Source organism: Intrasporangium sp. (assembly GCF_051961875.1).
Taxonomy (GTDB): Bacteria; Actinomycetota; Actinomycetes; order Actinomycetales; family Dermatophilaceae; genus Intrasporangium_A.
Map to the genome: position 1 here is coordinate 1 of NZ_JBQCCV010000086.1, position 15,690 is coordinate 15,690.

Genomic DNA, 15,690 nt, shown 5'->3' on the forward strand with positions numbered 1-15,690 from the left:
GCGACGCCTGCGCGATCGTGACCACGAGCGGCCGGTCCCTCGTCGAGGTGCACCTGTCGAACCCGGCGGCCCGCGAGGAGTTCCGGCACACCTCAGTCGTCGCGGGCGTCGCGACCGGGACCGTCGCCGGCTTCGGGCTGCAGAGCTACCTGCTCGCCCTCCGCGCCCTCGTCTGAGACGTAGCTGTCCGGCGGCGTCAGTCGGTGGGCTCCGCCAACGGGCCCGGCAGGGGCTCGGCGTGCACCACCGTCAGCTCAGACACGGCGCGGGTGAGCACGACGTAGAGGCGCCGCAGACCAGTCCGTTCGTCCGGCTCCGCCGCCGCGATCGCCGCGGGCTCCACGACGACGACGCGGTCGAACTCCAGTCCCTTTGCCACGCTGGCGGGCACGACCTCGACCTGGTGGTCCTCGTCGTCGCCATGGTCCGTGTCGAGCCGACCGAAGGCGATCCCGGCGTCCGCCAAGCCGTCCGACAGGCCGGGAACCACGGCGTCCGGTGCGATCACGCCGACCGAACCGGGTGCGGCCACGGCATCCCGTACGGCGTCGGCCACAGAGGCGATCAGGTCCGCGGGCGCCGTTTCGACGATCCTCAGCCGACCCTCGTTGGTGCGGACCGACGTGGGTGCCCCGAGGCCGGGCGCCGTGAGCGGCAGCAGTCGGGCGGCATACTCGATGACGGCGGCCGGCACGCGGAAGCCACGATCGAGCACCACGAGGTCGTGGGAGGACTTGCCGAGGTGGCGCATCGCCTCCTGCCACGAGCTGGTCGCCCACGGCGTCGTGCCCTGCGCGATGTCACCGAGGACCGTGGCCGACCCGGTCGAGCAGCGCCGGCCGACGGCCCGCAGCTGCATGGGGGAAAGGTCCTGCGCCTCGTCGAGGACGACATGGCCGAGACTCGGCACCCGCTCGAGCAAGTCAGCCAGCTCATCGAGGAGCGGCATGTCGGCGCGGCTCCAGCGAGCCGTGCCCTTGCTCCGGGGCGGCTTGTCCCAGAGGAGCATCCGCTGCTCGTCGGGGCTGAGGTCATCGCCGGCCGCGGCCGCGAGGGTGTCGGCGTCGGCGAACAACCCGTGGAGCACAGCCGCCGGGTCGAGCGCCGGCCAGAGCTGGGACACATATGCCCGCACGGGCGCGGACCGCGCCACGGCATCCTGCACCCGGTCGTCCGGCGACTCACCGGAACGCTCCATCGCGAGCAGCACCTGGTGGGAGAGCCGCATCGGGAGCAGGCTCCGAGCGGATGAGTAGCGGACGCCACGGGTGGCGAGCTCGTCGAGCACCTCCTGCGCCACGTATGCCGGCACCCTCCATCGGCGCACGCCGCGGGGGACGACGAGGGCCTCCGTCGGACGCTGCACCCGGGACCACACAGCCCGGCGCAGCACCGCCGCCATCCGCACGTCCCCCTTGAGCGCGGCGACCTCGGCCGGCTCGTCGGCGCGGACCCGGCCGTGGTCGAGCAGGGAGTCGATGGTGGCGTGGGAGACCCGCACCTCACCGAGCGAAGGCAGCACGGCACCGATGTGATCGAGGAAGGCGCGGTTCGGTCCGACCACCAGGACACCCGACCGGTCCAGCCGGTCGCGGAAGGAGTACAGCAGCCACGCGGCCCGATGCAGTCCCACGGCGGTCTTGCCCGTCCCCGGCGCGCCCTGGACGCAGATCGTCGTCGTCAGGTCGCCTCGGACGATCTCGTCCTGCTCGGGCTGGATCGTCGAGACGATGTCGCGCATCGGCCCGGTCCGCGGACGCTCGATCTCGGCCGCGAGCAGCGAGCCCGTGGCGCCGTCTCCTGCCGCCGCGTCGGCCGATGTGAGGTGCTCGTCCTCGAGGGCGGTCAGCCGTCCGTGCTCGACCCCGAACCGGCGCCGCAGCGTGACGTCCATGCGGTTGTTCCGCGATGCCCGGTAGAAGGCGGTGGCGAGGGGAGCACGCCAGTCGACGACCACCGGGTCCCCCGCCTCGTCGCTCACATGGCGCCGCCCGATGTGGAAGGACTCCGCGGGGCCGTCCTGCGGCGCGAGGTCGATGCGGCCGAAGAACAACGTCGTGCGCGGGTCGTCCTGCAGGGACGCGATGCGCCTGGCGAGGACCCGGGAGAGCACCTCGCCGCTGATCGCATCGCTCGCCCGTGACGCGTCCAGCGCCTCAGCCGCCTCACGCATCCGGTTCAGCTCGGCCCGGGCACGGTCGAGGAATGCCTGCTCGCGGTCGAGCTCGACCCTGGCATCATCACCCGCGGGACAGCGCGGCGACTCGGTCGATGGGCCGGTCGGGGCATCGGACGCGCGCACGGCGGAGGGACCTCTCTTGGGCCGGGGGAGGAGAAGGGGAGGGACGACGCTACACCCACGCGTGCGGCGCCAGCACCGACGATTCCGCGTTCGGCCGTGCCCACGGCTAGACTTGCGCGGCACACTTCCGACGTCCGCGACTGCGCGTGTCCGCGCGAGCGAGCCTGAGCGGCATACGAGAGAGATTCATCCGTGGCAACGACCAACGACCTGAAGAATGGCACCGTCCTCAACATCGACGGGCAGCTGTGGTCCGTAGTCGAGTTCCAGCACGTCAAGCCGGGCAAGGGCCCCGCGTTCGTGCGCACCAAGCTCAAGAACGTCGTGTCGGGCAAGACCGTCGACAACACGTTCAACGCCGGTGTCAAGGTCGAGACGAGCAACGTCGACAAGCGCACGATGCAGTACCTCTACAAGGACGGTGCGGACTTCGTCTTCATGGACACCGACACGTACGACCAGCTCAACGTGCCGGAGGGGACCGTCGGCGACGCCGCCAACTACATGCTGGAGAACCAGAACGCGATCGTCGCGACGCACGAGGGCACGCCGCTCTACGTCGAGCTGCCGGCTTCCGTCGTCCTCGAGATCACGCACACCGAGCCGGGTCTGCAGGGCGACCGCTCGACCGGCGGCACCAAGCCGGCGACGCTCGAGACCGGTGCCCAGATCCAGGTGCCGCTCTTCCTCGAGACCGGCACCAAGGTCAAGGTCGACACCCGCGACGGGTCCTACCTCGGTCGCGTCAACTGACTTGGCTGCTCGTACCAAGGCCCGGGCACGGGCCCTCGACATCCTCTTCGAGGCCGACCAGCGCAGCGTGAACGCGCTGGCCCTCCTCGACGATCGGCTCGCCGACGGCGAGTCCCGGGTCGGCAACAACCCCTACACGGCAACGCTCGTTCGCGGCGTCGTCGAGCGGTGGACCGACATCAACGCGGCACTGACCGACTACAGCCAAGGCTGGACCCTGGAGCGGATGCCGAACGTCGACCGGGCCATCCTGCGCCTCGGGGCGTGGGAGGTGCTCTTCAACGACGAGATCCCCGACCCCGTCGCGATCTCCGAGGCCGTGACCCTCGCGACCGAGCTGTCGACGGACGAGTCGCCGGCCTTCGTCAACGGGCTCCTCGCGCGCCTCGCGGAGGTCAAGGAGACCATCGTCTGACGGGCCCGCCGTGGCCCCGTCGGTCGGCGGGCGCCGAGGACCTCGGGCCGCGCAGCACGCACGTCAGCCCGGCAACGCGCACCTGACGAGCGCCTCGAGCGGGCCCAGGTCGTCCCTGTCGTCGAGGCTGCGGATCGACAGCAGGACGTTGAGCAGCATGCCCTGGGCGATGAAGTCCCGCACCGCCTCGTCCGGCCATCCGGTGCGCTTGAGGGTCGTGAAGATCTCGCCCATCCGCTCGCGGGCCGCGGCCCCGATCTCGGCGACCGCACCGTCGGAGAAGCCGTGCATCATGACGCGCAGCAGGTTCTGGTCATGGAGCAGCTCGGCGTAGGCCCCGCCGAGCCGCTCGCGGTCCGCCTCGCTCTCGGGGTCGAAGTCGTCCTCGATGATCTCCTCGAAGGTCTGCCGGACCCGCTCGCAGGCGCGCTCGAAGACGGTGATGAACAGCTCGAGCTTCGTCCCGAACATCCGCACGACGTATGGCTGCGACACGCCGGCCTGGCGTGCCACCGCGTCCGTGCTCGTGCCGGCATACCCGCCCTCGGCGAACGCCCGTGTCGCGGCCTCGAGGATGTCCTCGCGCCGCTCCGACCCCTTCATCCGCGTCTTCGTCGTCATCACCCTTGACATGTTATCAGTCGATTACTTAACCTCAGGCGAGTAAGTAATCATTCGATGCCAACAAGGAGGTGTGACATGACCACCGCCGTCCTGTCGCCCCCAGCCCAGGAAGCACCCCGCAGAGCCGTGCCCGTCTGGCTCGCCGTCGCGGCCGCGTCGCTGCCGATGTTCATGGCGACCCTCGACAACCTCGTCCTGACCAGCGCCCTGCCGGTCATCGACGCCGACCTGCACGCCACCGTCACCGAGCTCTCGTGGTTCATGAACGCCTTCACCCTGTCGTTCGCGAGCCTCATGCTCACCGCGGCCAGCCTCGGCGACCGGCTCGGCAGGCGGCGCGTCATGCTCGCCGGCATCGTCGTGTTCACCCTCGCGTCCATCGCGAGCGCGCTGTCGACGACGCCCACCGCGCTCATCGTCTCGCGCGCGATCCAGGGCGCCGGAGCAGCGGCGATCATGCCGCTCTCGCTCACCCTCCTCGCCTCGGCGGTCCCCGAGCGGCTCCGCCCCGTCGCCATCGGGATCTGGTCCGGCGTCTCCGGTCTCGGCGTCGCCCTCGGGCCGGTCATCGGCGGGGCTGTCGTCGAGGGGATCAGCTGGCAGGCCATCTTCTGGCTGAACGTGCCCGTCGCGATCGTCGCGATCCCGTTGCTGCGGTTCGCGATCCGTGAGTCGAAGGCGGGCCGGCCGCGGCTCGACCTCATCGGCACCATCCTGCTCGGCGGGGCCGTGTTCCTCGGCATCTGGGGCATCGTGCACGGCAACGACGACGGCTGGACCGCGGCCTCGGTCCTCGGGCCACTGGTCGCAGCCACCCTGCTCGTGCCCGGCTACCTCCTGTGGGCCTCCCGGCGCAGGGACGCCGTGCTCCCGCTTCGCCTCTTCGCCTCGCGCAGCTTCTCGGCGGCCAACGTCATCGGCCTGCTGTTCACCCTCGGTATGTTCGGCGCCGTCTTCCTGCTCGCCCAGTACCTCCAGGTCGTCATGGGCTACTCGCCGCTCGAGGCCGGCATCCGCACCCTGCCCTGGACGGCGGCGCCGATGGTCTTCGCACCGCTCGCCGGCGTGCTCGCGCGTCGCATCGGGGTCCGGCCACTGCTGCTGGTCGGCCTCGCGTCGCAGACGGTCGCGCTGGCCTGGTTCGCTTCGGTGACCGCGAGCTACGCCGGATACGGGTCCTTCGTGGCCCCGCTCCTGCTCGCAGGCGCCGGGATGGGCCTGACCTTCGCGCCGAGTGCGACCGCGGTGCTCGACGGTCTGCCCGACTCCGACTTCGCCGTCGCGAGCTCGGCCAACTCGACCGTCCGTGAGTTCGGAGTGGCCATCGGCATCGCGGTCCTTGTCGCGGTCTTCCTCGCCCACGGTGGCTCGATCAGCCCGACCGGCTACGACGGCGCCATCGGTCCGGCCCTGCTCACCGGCGCGGCCGCCGTGGGCGTGGCGGCCCTCGCGGCGCTCTTCATCCCGGGCCGGCGACGCGGCGGGACGGCATCCGACTAGGTTGTGGGCGTGCCCGCACGCCTGCTCGTCGTCCACCACACGCCCTCGCCGGCGGTCCAGGAGATCCTGGAGTCCGTGCTCGCCGGCACGCGGGCGGAGGGGATCGAGGGTGTCGAGGTGGACGTGCATCCCGCGCTGTCCGCGACGGCGAGCGACCTGCTCGCCGCCGACGGGCTGCTCCTCGGGACGCCGGCCAACATCGGCTACATGAGCGGCGCGCTCAAGCACTTCTTCGACACGATCTACTACCCGACCCTCGAGGCCAAGCACGGTCTGCCCTACGGCTACTGGGTCCACGGGAACAACGACACCGAGGGCGCCAGCCGAGCGATCGAGTCGATCGGTGGCGCCCTCGGGTGGGTGCGGTCCGCCTCGCCGCTGCTCGTCACCGGTCAGGTGGACAAGGCGGTGCGCGAGGCGGCGTTCGAGCTGGGCGGCACCCTGGCCGCCACGCTCATGTCCTGAGGCTGACGATCAGAAGGCGGGCAGGACCGCGCCGTCGCCCCACGTCTTCTCGATGTACTGCTTGACCTCGGGGGAGTGGAGCAGCTCGTCGAGCTTCTTGAGCGCGGCGTTGCCCTCCTCGTTCTTGCGGATCGCGACGAAGTTGGCGTAGGGGCTGTCCTTGCCCGACTCGACGAGGATCGCGTCCTTCGCCGGGCTCAGCCCCGCCTCGAGGGCGTAGTTGCCGTTGATGACCGCCGCGTCGAAGTCGTCGAGTGAGCGCACGAGCTGGGCGGGGTCGGTCTCCTTGAACTGCAGGTGCTTCGGGTTCGTCGCGATGTCGAACAGCGTCGCGTTCGTCGCGTCCTTGCCCGGCTTGAGGGTGATCAGGCCCGCCTTGGTGAGCAGCTCGAGCGCGCGGCCCTGGTTGGACGGGTCGTTGTTGATCCCGACCTGCGCGCCGTCCTTCAGCTCGTTCGGGGACTTGATCTTCTTGGAGTAGAGGCCGAACGGCTCGATGTGCACACCCGCGAAGTGGGCGAAGTCGTAGCCCTTCTCCTTGACCTGCGCCTCGTAGTAGGGCAGGTGCTGGAAGTAGTTCGCGTCGAGCGAGCCCTCGGCGAGCTGGACGTTGGGCTGCACGTAGTCGTCATAGAGCTTGATGTCGAGCTTGAGGCCCGCCTTCGCCGCGAGGTTGTCCTGGACGAACTGGAGGATCTTCGCGTGGGGCGTCGGGCTCGCGCCGATGGTGATCGTCGTGACGCCGCCGTCGGTCTTGGGACCGCTCGAAGCCGCGTCCGAGGTGGCGCCGCAGGCACTCAGCGCGAGGGCGCCGACGGCGATCGTCGCAGCGATGGGAAGGGCACGGGACATGGGAGTTTCCTTTCGTGTCAGACAGATTCAGCGGTATGCCGCTGGGCTTGCTGGGATGCTCAGGCGCGGTTCGCCTCGCGGCTCCGCACCCGTCGAGTGGGCACTGCTGGTCGGCCGGATCGGCACCGGTCTGCGCTGGGGAGGTGACCCCTTAGCGGTGGTCGATCCGGCGCACGACGAGGTCGCCGACCATCTGCACGAGCTGGACGATGACGACGAGCAGGACGACCGCCGCGATCATCACGTCGCTCTGGAACCGGTTGTAGCCGTAGGACATTGCCGTCGCGCCGAGGCCGCCGCCACCGACGGCGCCGGCCATCGCGGTGTACGAGACGAGGGCGATGACCGTGGTGGTGAGCCCGGCGACGAGCCCGGGGGCGGCCTCGGCGAGGAGGACCTGCCGCACGATCTGGCCGTCGCTTGCGCCCATCATCTGCGCTGCCTCGACCTTCCCGCTCGCCACCTCGCGCAGCGAGGTCTCGACGAGCCTGGCGTAGAAGGGGATTGCGCCCACGGTCAGGGGGACGACGGCCGCCTGCCAGCCGGCGCTCGTGCCCACGACGAACCGGGTGAACGGGATGATCGCGATCATCAGGATGAGGAACGGCAGTGACCGGCCCACGTTGACGACGGCTCCGAGCGCCCGGTTCACGGCGGGCGCGGGACGGAGGCCGCCCGGCCCGGTCACGTGGAGGAGGACACCGAGGGGGAGTCCTCCGAGAAGCGTGAAGGCCGACGCGAGGAGCGTCATCAGGAGGGTCTCCTGCGTGGCGGGCCACATCCCCTGCGTGATGACGGGGTTGTCGAGCCAGGTGCTGTCGGCGAGGTGGATCATGCTGCCACCTCCGCGGTGAGGCCCTGCCCGCTGAGCAGCTCAGTGACGCGGAGGGCTGCCTGCCTGTCGGCGACCTCCAGCTGGAGGCGCCCGACCCGCTGGCCGTCGATCGTCTCGAGCGTCGCTGCGGCGATTTCGGCGACGATGCCCGCGGTGTCGAGGACGGCGAGAACCTCGCGGGCGCTGCGCACCTGCGTCGAGCCGCCGAGAGAGACGGCGACGAGCCGCCCGGCACGGTCGGGATCGCTCGGTGGGAGCGGCACGAGGGCGCGGGCGAGCGGCGTGTCGCCGGAGGTCACCACGTCGAGGAGCGCGCCGGTCTGGGCGACGCGACCCCGGTCGAGCAGGGTCACGGAGTCGCAGGCCTCGCGGACGACCGAGGGCTCGTGGGTGATGATGACGACCGTGATGCCGAGCCGGTCGCGGAGGCTGCGGAGCAGCCTGAGGATCTGACGAGTCGTCTCCGCGTCCAGAGCAGAGGTGGGCTCGTCGCAGAGGAGGACGGGTGGCCGGGTGGCGAGGGCGCGGGCGATCCCGACCCGCTGCTGCTGGCCTCCGGAGAGCTGCGCCGGGTAGCTGCCGCCGCGATCGGTGAGGCCGACGAGGTCGAGCAGCTCCGCGACCCGGGCCTCGCGCTCGGTGCGGGCCACCCCGGCGATCTCGAGCGGGTGCGCGACGTTGCCGGCGGCCGTCCGTGAGTCGAGCAGGTGGACGTGCTGGAAGACCATCCCGATCGACCGGCGGGCTCGCCGGAGGGCGGCACCGCGCAGCCCGTCGATGCGGCTCCCCGCGATCTCGACCTCGCCGCTCGTCGGCGGCTCGAGGCCGGTCAGGCACCGGATGAGGGTGGACTTCCCGGCGCCGGAGGGCCCGACGATGCCGTGGATCTCACCGGCCGCGATCTCCAGGGAGATGTCCTCGAGCGCGGTGAGGCCGCCGAACTGCTTGCGGACGCCGGAGAGGCGGATGAGCGGGGGATGGTCGGGCACGGCGGCTCCTGGCAGGCGAGATGGTGGGGCAGGACGAGGGACGCGCCGGGGCGCTCGAGGGCGAGGCGTGCGGCGCTGGACGCGGCAGGGGCCGCCGGTGGTCGGTGCCGAGGAGGAGTCAGCAGGCGAACGTCGGGCCGCACGCACGGCGACACATTCGGCCGGTGGGGCCGGTGTCGGTGCGGGGCATCATCACGGCGAACGTCACGGATGGATAATACGAACTTATGGATCGGCGACCAAAAGCGGGGGTCGAACGTCCACTTCCCGAGACGCCGCCGAGCCGGGAGTCGGCCGCAAGGGTCGGCATCGCGACGTGGACGATGTCGGGAGCACCATCGGGTGGCCGGTACACTCGCTGGCGATCGACATCCTTTAACCACCGTCCTGTGAGGCGGGGAAGGAGGTCAGGCCGCTGTGACCTGCCCTGAGCCCACTGCACCGGCCACCGTTCCGCAGATTCCGCCCGATGCCCGCGACGTCATGGTCGCGGAGGACATCGCCCGGGCCCTGCGTCGAATCGGTCACGAGATCCTCGAGCGCAACAAGGGCGCCGCGGACCTCGTCGTGCTCGGTATCCCGTCCCGTGGCGTCCCGCTCGCCGAGCGCCTCGCCGCCGCAATCACCCAGGTCGAGGGCATCGACGTGCCCGTCGGCCAGCTCGACGTGACCCTCCACCGCGACGACCTGCGCCGCCAGCCGGTCCGTGCGGCCGGGCGCACCAACATCCCCGGCGGGGGCATCGACGACAAGGTCGTCATCCTCGTCGACGACGTGCTCTACTCCGGCCGGACCATCCGCGCAGCGCTCGACGCCCTGGCCGAGCTCGGCCGGCCCCGCGCCGTGCGCCTCGCGGTCCTCGTCGACCGCGGGCACCGCGAGCTGCCGATCCGGGCCGACCACGTGGGCAAGAACCTGCCGACGTCCCGGGAGGAGCGGGTCCACGTCCGGGTGGCCGAGGTCGACGGGGTGGACACCGTCCGGATCAGCGGGGGTGACCGCCGGTGACCCGCCACCTCATCTCGTCCGCCGACCTGACCCGGCAGGACGTCGAGTCGATCCTGGCCACCGCCGAGTCGATGCAAGACGTCCAGCGCCGCGAGGTCAAGAAGGTCCCGACGCTCCGCGGCCGGACGGTCATCAACTTCTTCTTCGAGGACTCCACCCGGACCCGGTCCTCCTTCGAGATCGCCGGCAAGTGGATGTCCGCCGACACCATCAACCTCTCCGCCAAGGGCTCCTCCACCTCCAAGGGCGAGAGCCTGCGCGACACCGCCATGACCGTCGACGCGATGGCGGTCGACGCCCTCGTCATCCGGCACAACGCCTCCGGCGCCGCCAGGCAGGTGTCGCAGTGGGTCCGCTGCAGCGTCATCAACGCGGGCGACGGCACCCACGAACACCCCACGCAGGCGCTGCTCGACGCCTACACGCTCCGCAGCCGGATGGGCGAGCTCGACGGCAAGCATGTCGTCATCGTGGGCGACCTGACCCACTCCCGGGTCTTCCGCAGCAACGTCATCACCCTGCGGACGCTCGGCGCCCGCGTCACGGTCGTCGCGCCGCCCACCCTCATGCCGGCCGGGAGCGGGGCCTGGAGCGAGACCGACGGCTTCGCGACGAGCTGGGACCTCGACGCCGTCATCGATGGTGAGCGGCCCGTCGACGCTGTGATGATGCTCCGCGTCCAGAAGGAGCGGATGACCGGCGGCTACTTCCCGACGCCCCGCGAGTACACCGTCGAGTACGGCCTGACACGGGAGCGGCTCGCCCGCCTCGTCGACCGCAACCCGGACGCCCTCGTGCTGCACCCCGGCCCCATGAACCGCGGCCTCGAGATCGCCGCCGAGGTCGCCGACGCACCCCAGTCGGTCATCCTCGACCAGGTCTCGGCCGGCGTCGCCGTCCGGATGGCCGTCCTCTACCACCTGCTCGCGGGCGAGACCGCACAGCTACTCCCGGAAGGAGTCCAGGCATGAGCGCCGACCGGGGTGAGGAAACGAGCGAGGAACGAGCGAGGCCCGGAGCGAAGGGAAGAGGCGCGACCGAGAACATGAGCGCCCTGCTCATCACCGGGGCGCGCCTGCTCGGACGAGACGCCGCCGACATCCTCGTCGAGGACGGCCGGATCACCGAGATCGGGATCGTCACCGCCCCCGAAGGCGCCACCGTCATCGACGCCGACGGCCTCATCGCGCTGCCCGGCCTCGTCGACCTGCACACCCACCTGCGCGAGCCCGGTCGCGAGGACGCCGAGACGATCGCGTCCGGGTCCGAGGCGGCGGCAGCCGGCGGCTTCACCGCGGTCTTCGCGATGGCGAACACGAGCCCCGTCACCGACACGGCCGAGGCCGCCGAGCGGGTCCTCGATCTCGGGCGCGCCTGCGGGCTCGTCGACGTCGTGCCGGTCGGCGCGGTGACGCGAGGCCTGCAGGGCGAACAGCTCGCCGAGCTCGGGCTGATGGCCCGCTCCCGGGCGGGCGTGCGCGTCTTCTCCGACGACGGCCGGTGCGTCGCCGACGGGCGGATCATGCGCCGTGCCCTCGAGTACATCAAGCCCTTCGGCGGGGTCATCTCGCAGCACGCCCAGGACCCGCGCCTCGCCGACTCCAGCGCCTGCTGCCACGAGGGCGAGATCTCCGGGCGCCTCGGGCTGCCCGGCTGGCCGGGCGTCGCCGAGGAGGCGATCGTCGCCCGCGACGTCATGCTCGCGCGGCACACCGGTTCGCGCGTCCACATCGCGCACGTCTCGACGGCGGGCACCGTCGAGGTGATCCGGTGGGCCAAGGCGCAGGGCATCGACGTGACCGCCGAGGTGACGCCCCACCACCTGGCCCTCACGACCGACCTGCTGCTCGGCTACGACCCCGTCTACAAGGTCAACCCGCCGCTGCGGCCGACCGAGGACGTCGAGGCGCTCCGGCAGGCGCTCGTCGACGGCACGATCGACGCCGTCGCGACCGACCACGCCCCGCACGCCCGCCACGACAAGGAGCACGCCTTCGTCGACGCGGCCTTCGGGATGGTCGGCCTCGAGACCGCCCTGCCGGTCGTCAGCGAGGTGCTCGTGCGGACGGGCCGGCTCGACTGGGCCGACGTCGCCCGCGTGATGTCCGCCAACCCGGCCCGGATCGGCGGGCTCGCGCACCACGGCCGGCCCCTCGCCGTCGGCGAGCCGGCCCACCTCACCCTCGTCGACCCCGACCGCACCGTCACCGTGGACGCCGCCGCGAGCCGGAGCCGCTCCCGCAACAACCCGTGGCACGGGCGCACCTACACGGGCGCCGTCCACACGACCATCCACCGCGGCCGCGTCACCCACAGCACCGACGCGACCGCCCGGACCGCAGAGGCGGAATACGCACAGTGACCCTCAACCTCCCCAGCCAACAGCGCCAGCCGGCCGTCCTCGTCCTCGAGGACGGGCGTGCCTTCCGCGGCTCCTCCTACGGAGCCGTCGGCGAGACGGTCGGCGAGGCGGTCTTCTCCACCGGGATGACCGGCTACCAGGAGACCCTGACCGACCCCAGCTACCACCGCCAGGTCGTCGTCATGACCGCGCCGCACATCGGCAACACCGGCGTCAACACCGAGGACCCGGAGTCGCAGCGGTTCTGGGTCGCCGGGTTCGTCGTGCGTGAGCCCGCGATCCGGTCCTCGAGCTGGCGCGCCACCGACGAGCTCGAGGCCGAGCTGCGGGCGCAGGACATCGTCGGGGTCTGCGAGATCGACACCCGGGCCCTCACCCGCCACCTGCGCGAGCGCGGTGCGATGCGGGTGGGCCTCTTCAGCGGCCCGGCCGCACAGCGCCCGCTCGACGACCTCGTCCAGGTCGTCCGCGAGGCGCCCCAGATGGCCGGCGCGGCGCTCGCCGCCGAGGTCACGACCGACGAGCCGTATGTCGTCCCGGCCGAGGGGGAGCGGCGCTTCACCGTCGCCGCGATCGACCTCGGGATCAAGGCGATGACGCCGCAGCGGATGACCCAGCGCGGCATCGAGGTGAACGTCCTGCCGAGCACCGCGACGATCGAGGACGTGCTCGCCGTCGGCGACGGCGGCCCCGACGGCGTCTTCTTCTCCAACGGCCCCGGCGACCCGGCCACCGCCGACCCGGAGGTGGCCCTGCTCCGCGAGGTGCTGGACCGGCGGATCCCCTTCTTCGGGATCTGCTTCGGCAACCAGCTGCTCGGCCGGGCCCTCGGCTTCGGCACCTACAAGCTGAAGTACGGCCACCGCGGGATCAACCAGCCGGTCATGGACCGGGCCACCGGCAAGGTGGAGGTCACGGCGCACAACCACGGCTTCGCCGTGGACGCGCCGCTCGACACGGAGGCCGACACGCCATACGGGCGGGTGCGGGTCTCTCACGTCTGCCTCAACGACGACGTCGTGGAGGGCCTCGAGTGCCTCGACCTGCCCGCCTACTCGGTCCAGTACCACCCGGAGGCCGCGGCGGGACCGCACGACGCGGCATACCTCTTCGACCGGTTCGTGGATCTCATGCAGCACCAACAGAGCGACAAGCAGAAGCAGGAGGCGGGCGCCTGATGCCCAAGCGCGACGACATCAAGAGCGTCCTCGTCATCGGCTCCGGCCCGATCGTCATCGGGCAGGCGTGCGAGTTCGACTACTCGGGCACCCAGGCGTGTCGCGTCCTGCGCGAAGAGGGCATCCGGGTCATCCTCGTCAACAGCAACCCGGCGACGATCATGACGGACCCGGAGATGGCCGACGCCACCTACGTCGAGCCGATCACCCCGCAGGTCGTCGAGGCGATCATCGCGAAGGAGCGCCCCGACGCCGTCCTCGCGACCCTCGGCGGCCAGACCGCCCTCAACTGCGCCATGTCCCTCCACGAGGCCGGCGTCCTCGAGAAGTACGACTGCCCCCTCATCGGCGCCAACGTCGAGGCGATCCAGCTCGGCGAGGACCGCGAGGCCTTCAAGGGTGTCGTCGAGCGGTGTGGTGCCGAGTCGGCCCGCTCCGTCATCTGCCACACCATGGACGAGTGCCTCGCCGCCGCCGAGGAGCTGAGCTACCCCGTCGTCGTGCGGCCCTCGTTCACCATGGGCGGCCTCGGCTCCGGCTTCGCCTACGACGAGGCGGACCTGCGCCGGATCGCCGGCCAGGGGCTGCAGTACTCGCCGACCACCGAGGTCCTCCTCGAGGAGTCGATTCTGGGGTGGAAGGAGTACGAGCTCGAGCTGATGCGGGACAACGCCGACAACGTCGTCGTCATCTGCTCGATCGAGAACTTCGACCCGATGGGGGTGCACACCGGCGACTCGATCACGGTGGCGCCCGCCCTGACGCTGACCGACCGCGAGTACCAGCAGATGCGCGACATCGGCATCGACGTGATCCGCGAGGTGGGCGTCGACACCGGCGGCTGCAACATCCAGTTCGCCGTGAACCCGGAGAACGGCCGGATCATCGTCATCGAGATGAACCCGCGCGTCTCGCGCTCGAGCGCCCTCGCCTCGAAGGCGACCGGGTTCCCGATCGCCAAGATCGCGGCCAAGATGGCGATCGGCTACACGCTCGACGAGGTCCCCAACGACATCACCCGCGAGACCCCCGCGAGCTTCGAGCCGACGCTCGACTACGTGGTCGTCAAGGTGCCCCGCTTCGCGTTCGAGAAGTTCCCGGCGGCCGACCCGACGCTGACGACGACCATGAAGTCGGTCGGCGAGGCGATGGCGATCGGCCGCAACTTCACCGAGGCGCTGCAGAAGGCGCTCCGCTCGCTCGAGAAGAAGGGCGCCTCGTTCCACTGGAACGGCGACGTCACGCCCGCGGCGGCCCGCCGGGCGCTCGCGGACTCGAAGGTGCCGACCGACGGCCGGATCATCCACGTCCAGCAGGCGCTGCGTGGCGGCTGCACCGTCGAGGAGGTCCACGCGGCCACCGGCATCGACCCGTGGTTCCTCGACCAGATCGCGCTGCTCAACGAGGTCGCCGAGCTGCTCCGCGGCGCGGACCAGCTGACGCCCGAGCTGCTGCGGCTCGTCAAGCGGCACGGCTTCAGCGACGCGCAGGTCGCGGCGATCCGGCACATGCCCGAGAGCGTGGTCCGCGGCGTCCGGCAGGCGCTCGGGGTGCGGCCGGTCTACAAGACGGTGGACACGTGCGCGGCGGAGTTCGCCGCGCTCACGCCGTACCACTACTCGTCCTACGACGAGGAGACCGAGGTTGCCCCGCGTGAGCGGCCGGCCGTCATCATCCTCGGCTCCGGCCCGAACCGGATCGGGCAGGGCGTCGAGTTCGACTACTCCTGCGTCCACGCGTCGTTCTCGCTCCGTGGCCAGGGCTACGACACCGTCATGGTCAACTGCAACCCGGAGACGGTCTCGACGGACTACGACACGAGCAGCCGGCTCTACTTCGAGCCGCTCACGCTCGAGGACGTCCTCGAGGTCATCCACGCCGAGCAGCAGGCCGGGCCCATCGCGGGCGTCGTCGTCCAGCTGGGGGGTCAGACCCCGCTCGGTCTCGCGCAGGCCCTTGCCGACGAGGGCGTCCCGATCGTCGGCACGTCGCCCGCCGCGATCAACCTCGCCGAGGACCGCGGCGCGTTTGGCCAGGTGCTCCACCGGGCCGGCCTCGTCGCCCCGAAGCACGGCACCGCGTTCAGCCCCGACGAGGCCCTCGAGGTGGCCCGCGAGATCGGCTACCCGGTCCTCGTGCGGCCCTCGTACGTCCTCGGGGGACGGGGCATGGTCATCGTCTACGGCGACGACGCGCTCGTCACCTACGTCGAGAAGGCCGCCCTCGCCTCGCCGGAGCACCCGATCCTCATCGACCGGTTCCTCGACGACGCGATCGTGATCGACGTCGATGCCATCTTCGACGGCACCGACCTCTACATCGGCGGGATCATGGAGCACGTCGAGGAGGCCGGGATCCACTCCGGCGACAGCGCGTGCACCCTGCCCCCGGCCACGCTCGGGGATGC

Annotated in this window: 15 protein-coding genes; 10 read left to right on the plus strand and 5 right to left on the minus strand. The window is 71.2% G+C overall.

Going from position 1 to position 15,690, the window contains the following annotated elements; all coding sequences use genetic code 11:
• A partial coding sequence (locus ACTHJJ_RS04925) for a type II 3-dehydroquinate dehydratase (protein WP_440301834.1) occupies positions 1–176 on the plus strand: 176 nt, incomplete at its 5' end.
• Between the two features lie 20 nt (positions 177–196).
• Here the strand turns inward: ACTHJJ_RS04925 and ACTHJJ_RS04930 are convergent.
• Complete coding sequence (locus ACTHJJ_RS04930; RefSeq protein ID WP_440301821.1) at positions 197–2,302, minus strand: HelD family protein; 2,106 nt, start codon at positions 2,300–2,302, stop codon at positions 197–199.
• A 192-nt stretch (positions 2,303–2,494) separates the two neighbouring features.
• Here ACTHJJ_RS04930 and efp point away from each other — a divergent pair, with 192 nt between their 5' ends.
• Together efp and nusB are read left to right on the plus strand one after the other, a co-directional pair.
• On the plus strand, positions 2,495–3,055 hold the full coding sequence (efp, locus tag ACTHJJ_RS04935) for an elongation factor P (RefSeq protein WP_440301822.1): 561 nt from the start codon (positions 2,495–2,497) through the stop codon (positions 3,053–3,055).
• A gap of 1 nt (position 3,056) precedes the next feature.
• Positions 3,057–3,470, plus strand: coding sequence for a transcription antitermination factor NusB (gene nusB / locus ACTHJJ_RS04940; protein ID WP_440301823.1), 414 nt, complete (start codon positions 3,057–3,059; stop codon positions 3,468–3,470).
• 63 nt (positions 3,471–3,533) lie between these two features.
• Here the strand turns inward: nusB and ACTHJJ_RS04945 are convergent, their stop codons facing one another.
• The gene (locus ACTHJJ_RS04945; RefSeq protein WP_440301824.1) at positions 3,534–4,103 is read right to left on the minus strand and encodes a TetR/AcrR family transcriptional regulator; all 570 of its coding nucleotides are present in this window, start codon (positions 4,101–4,103) and stop codon (positions 3,534–3,536) included.
• Positions 4,104–4,169: 66 nt separating this feature from the next.
• On the opposite strand from ACTHJJ_RS04945, the gene ACTHJJ_RS04950 reads away from it, so the two are divergent.
• Together ACTHJJ_RS04950 and ACTHJJ_RS04955 are read left to right on the plus strand one after the other, a co-directional pair.
• Positions 4,170–5,594: a DHA2 family efflux MFS transporter permease subunit gene (locus ACTHJJ_RS04950; RefSeq protein WP_440301825.1), complete on the plus strand. Its 1,425-nt coding sequence runs from the start codon at positions 4,170–4,172 to the stop codon at positions 5,592–5,594.
• Positions 5,595–5,603: 9 nt separating this feature from the next.
• A complete protein-coding gene (locus ACTHJJ_RS04955) occupies positions 5,604–6,059 on the plus strand; it encodes an NAD(P)H-dependent oxidoreductase (protein WP_440301826.1) in 456 nt (151 codons plus the stop codon).
• 9 nt (positions 6,060–6,068) lie between these two features.
• On the opposite strand, the gene ACTHJJ_RS04960 is transcribed toward ACTHJJ_RS04955, so the two are convergent.
• From ACTHJJ_RS04960 to ACTHJJ_RS04970, 3 genes are all read right to left on the minus strand, one after another.
• Positions 6,069–6,911 carry a MetQ/NlpA family ABC transporter substrate-binding protein gene (locus ACTHJJ_RS04960; RefSeq protein WP_440301827.1) on the minus strand — a complete coding sequence of 281 codons (843 nt, stop codon included), beginning with the start codon at positions 6,909–6,911 and terminating at the stop codon, positions 6,069–6,071.
• A gap of 151 nt (positions 6,912–7,062) precedes the next feature.
• The gene (locus ACTHJJ_RS04965) at positions 7,063–7,746 is read right to left on the minus strand and encodes a methionine ABC transporter permease (protein WP_440301828.1); all 684 of its coding nucleotides are present in this window, start codon (positions 7,744–7,746) and stop codon (positions 7,063–7,065) included.
• Positions 7,743–8,735 carry a methionine ABC transporter ATP-binding protein gene (locus tag ACTHJJ_RS04970; protein ID WP_440301829.1) on the minus strand — a complete coding sequence of 331 codons (993 nt, stop codon included), beginning with the start codon at positions 8,733–8,735 and terminating at the stop codon, positions 7,743–7,745. Before ACTHJJ_RS04970 ends, ACTHJJ_RS04965 begins: the two co-directional genes overlap by 4 nt.
• Positions 8,736–9,152: 417 nt before the next feature.
• On the opposite strand from ACTHJJ_RS04970, the gene pyrR reads away from it, so the two are divergent.
• The 5 genes from pyrR to carB all read left to right on the plus strand — a co-directional run.
• The gene (pyrR, locus tag ACTHJJ_RS04975; RefSeq protein WP_440301830.1) at positions 9,153–9,743 is read left to right on the plus strand and encodes a bifunctional pyr operon transcriptional regulator/uracil phosphoribosyltransferase PyrR; all 591 of its coding nucleotides are present in this window, start codon (positions 9,153–9,155) and stop codon (positions 9,741–9,743) included.
• Positions 9,740–10,714 carry an aspartate carbamoyltransferase catalytic subunit gene (locus tag ACTHJJ_RS04980; RefSeq protein ID WP_440301831.1) on the plus strand — a complete coding sequence of 325 codons (975 nt, stop codon included), beginning with the start codon at positions 9,740–9,742 and terminating at the stop codon, positions 10,712–10,714. Before pyrR ends, ACTHJJ_RS04980 begins: the two co-directional genes overlap by 4 nt.
• Before the next feature lie 74 nt (positions 10,715–10,788).
• Positions 10,789–12,105, plus strand: coding sequence for a dihydroorotase (locus ACTHJJ_RS04985; protein ID WP_440301835.1), 1,317 nt, complete (start codon positions 10,789–10,791; stop codon positions 12,103–12,105).
• On the plus strand, positions 12,102–13,283 hold the full coding sequence (gene carA, locus ACTHJJ_RS04990) for a glutamine-hydrolyzing carbamoyl-phosphate synthase small subunit (protein WP_440301832.1): 1,182 nt from the start codon (positions 12,102–12,104) through the stop codon (positions 13,281–13,283). The genes ACTHJJ_RS04985 and carA overlap by 4 nt, the downstream gene beginning before the upstream one ends.
• A partial coding sequence (gene carB / locus ACTHJJ_RS04995; protein ID WP_440301833.1) for a carbamoyl-phosphate synthase large subunit occupies positions 13,283–15,690 on the plus strand: 2,408 nt, incomplete at its 3' end. The genes carA and carB, both read left to right, overlap by 1 nt.